Annotated in this window: 2 protein-coding genes and 1 pseudogene; 2 read left to right on the forward strand and 1 reads right to left on the reverse strand. The window is 73.4% G+C overall.

Annotation, left to right across the window (positions count from 1 at the left end; all coding sequences use genetic code 11):
- A pseudogene (locus FV222_RS31435) lies at positions 1–820 on the forward strand (MltA domain-containing protein); the annotation flags it as partial.
- Entirely contained in the window at positions 800–2326 is a 1527-nt protein-coding gene (locus tag FV222_RS21600) for a PAS domain S-box protein (RefSeq protein ID WP_246685589.1), read from the forward strand. The pseudogene FV222_RS31435 and the gene FV222_RS21600, both read left to right, overlap by 21 nt.
- A gap of 18 nt (positions 2327–2344) precedes the next feature.
- Here the strand turns inward: FV222_RS21600 and rimM are convergent, their stop codons facing one another.
- Positions 2345–2959: a ribosome maturation factor RimM gene (rimM, locus tag FV222_RS21605; protein WP_348644946.1), complete on the reverse strand. Its 615-nt coding sequence runs from the start codon at positions 2957–2959 to the stop codon at positions 2345–2347.
- Positions 2960–3035: the final 76 nt, after the last annotated feature.

A 3035-nucleotide genomic window follows, 5' to 3' on the forward strand; every position in this document is an offset into this window, starting at 1 on the left:
CTCTCCTGCCGACCTCGCCGCCGCCTGCACGGCCGCCGCCGCCCTCGCACCGGATCAGGCGAAGGGCTTCTTCCGCGAGCGGTTCTCCGCCTACCGGGTCGTGCGCCCGGCAGACGGCACCGAGCCCGAGCGCAGGGCCGGGTTCCTCACCGGCTACTTCGAGCCGCAGCTCGACGGATCGCTGACCCCCGGCCCCGGCTACACGGCCGCCGTGCTCGCCCGTCCCGACGACCTCGTGACCCTCGGCCCCGGCGAGACCCGTCCCGGCCTCGATCCGGCTCTTCGCGCCGGGCGGCAGGGGGAGGCCGGGTTCGAGCCCTATCCCGATCGCGCCGCGATCGAGGATGGGGCGATCGCCGCCCGCACCCATCCGCTGCTGTGGCTGCGCGACGCCGTCGACCTGTTCGTGCTGCAGGTGCAGGGCTCGGGCCGCGTCCGCCTGCCCGACGGCACGGCGATCCGCGTGCTCTACGACGGAAAGAACGGCCGGCCCTACACCTCCATCGGCAAGCTGCTGGTGGGGGAGGGGCACCTGGCGCTGAACGACCTCAGCCTCGCCCGCTGGACCGCGTGGCTGCGCGCGCACCCGGACCACGCCCGCCGCCTGATGCGGATGAACGCCTCCTACATCTTCTTCCGAATCGAGCCCGTCGTCGACGCGGCCCTGGGTCCGCCGGGTGCGGCCGGCGCACCCTTGAGCCCCGGCCGCAGCATGGCTGTCGACAGCGGCCTGTGGCGCTACGGGCTGCCGTTCTGGCTGGACGGCAAGCTGCCGGGACAGCCAGGCAGCGGGCACCTCGTGATCGCGGCCGACACCGGCGTCGAGCGCTGGCTCGCGGCCCGCGGCCGCGCGATCGTCGAGGACGGCGTCGCCGTCCGCTTCATCGGTTCGGTCCGCGACATCACCGAGCACAAGGCCGCCGACCTCACCCTGAAGGCGACCGAGGAGCGCTACCGCCTGGCGGCGCGCGCCACCACCGACGCGATCTGGGACTGGGACCTCGTCGCCGACCAGGTCCGCTGGAACGAGGCGCTGACGCTCGCCCACGGCCACGACCTCGGCGCGGTGGTGCCGCAGGGCGCGTGGTGGCTCGCCCAGATCCATCCGGAGGACCGCGACCGGATCGCCCGCAGCATCCACGCGGCGATCGACGGCACCGTGGAGACCTGGACCGACGAGTACCGCTTCCGGCGCGGCGACGACAGCTACGCCGCCGTGATCGACCGCGGCTACATCATCCGCGACGACGCCGGCCGGGCGGTGCGGATGATCGGGGCGATGCTCGACATCACCCGCCGCAACGAGACCGAGCGGCGCCTGCGCCAGAACCAGGCGCAGCTGGACACCGTCCTGCAGACCATGCCGGTGGGCATCCTGCTGGCGGAGGCGCCGAGCGGACGGATCGTGTTCGGCAACCCGCGCCTGGAGCGCATCCTCGGCCACCCGACCGTGCAAGCCGAAGACCGGGACGGGTACGGCGCCTACCGCGCCTACCGGGCCGACGGGTCGCCGGTGCCGCCCGGGGACTACCCGCTCGCCCGCATCACCGCCGGCGAGGTCGACCACGCCGAGCTGGAGGCGCATTACCAGCGGCCCGACGGGTCGCGTCGCTGGATCGAGATCATCGGCGAGGCCGTGAAGGATTCCAACGGCGTCACCATCGGCGCGGTGGTGGCGGTCGGCGACATCGAAGACCGCAAGCGCGCCGCGCAGCAGCAGGACATCCTCCACCACGAACTCGGGCACCGCCTGAAGAACACGCTCGCCCTGGTGCAGGCGATCGCGACGCAGACCCTGCGCAACGTCACCGACCTGGATGCGGCGCGCGAGGCACTGTCGGCCCGCCTCGTGGCCATGGGCAAGGCTCACGACATCCTGCTCTCCGGCGAAAGCGAGAGCGCAGGCATGGAGGCGGTGCTGCGCGGCGCCCTGAGCATCCACGACGACGGCGGGCCACAGCGGTTCCGGCTCTCGGGGCCCGACCTCGCGGTCGGCCCGAAGGCGGCGCTGTCGCTGGCGCTGATGGCGCACGAGCTGGCCACCAACGCGGTCAAGTACGGCGCGCTCTCGGTGCCGGACGGCAGCGTCGTCCTGCGCTGGGAGGTCGAGGGCCGCGACCGCGCGGACGGGAGCGCCGTCATCCACCTGCTCTGGCGCGAGCAGGGCGGTCCGTCCGTGGTCGAGCCGACCCGCAAGGGGTTCGGCACCCGCCTGATCGAGCGCGGCCTCGTCGGCGCGATCGGCGGCACGGTGAGGCTCGCCTACCCGGAGAGCGGGGTCACCTGCACGGTCACGGCCCCCTTGAGCGGGCTGCTCGAATCGTAAGCTGGACGCCGGTCTCGCTCAGCCCGGATCGTCCGCGGGCTTCGGCCCGGCGGGCACGAAGAAATCCTCCGGCGGCGCCACCACGACGCGCCGCGCCGCGACGTCGAGGTCGGGGACGAAGGCCTTTGTGAAGGGCAGGAGCGCCGTGGCGCCCCCCTGTACGGGCTTGATCTCCAGGAGGTCGCCGCCGCCGTAGTTCGGCACCGCGACGACGGTCCCGATCACCGTGCCGGCGGCGTCGATCGCCGGCAGCCCGACGAGGTCGGCGGTGAAGACCTCGTCCGCATCCGGCTCGCCGAGGCGCTCGCGGGGGACGTAGAGGAGGGTGCGGTTCAGGGCCTCGGCGCCGGTCCGGTCGGAGACGCCGCGGACGCGCGCGACCAGGAGGTCGGGCGACGACCCGGGAGCCGGGCGCACGCTCGTGAGTTCGAACGTCCGGCCGTCGGCCGAAACGAGCGGGCCGTAGCCGGCGATGGCCTGCGGGTCGCCGGTATAGGATTTCAGGCGGATCTCGCCGTTGAGCCCCTGCGCCCGGCCGAACTCGCCCATCACGACGAGGTTCGGGTCGACCGAGACGGGGGCCGGCTTCGCCGCGGGCTTGGGCCGCGGCGAAGTCTGGGTGTCGGGCGCGATAAAAAAATACCAGCCCCCCCGACCCGGGCCGATGGGGGGTGGCGGGGTGTGGGTGGAAAAAAAAAAGGGGGGGGGG

The organism is Methylobacterium sp. WL103 (assembly GCF_008039885.1).
Taxonomy (GTDB): domain Bacteria; phylum Pseudomonadota; class Alphaproteobacteria; order Rhizobiales; family Beijerinckiaceae; genus Methylobacterium; species Methylobacterium cerastii.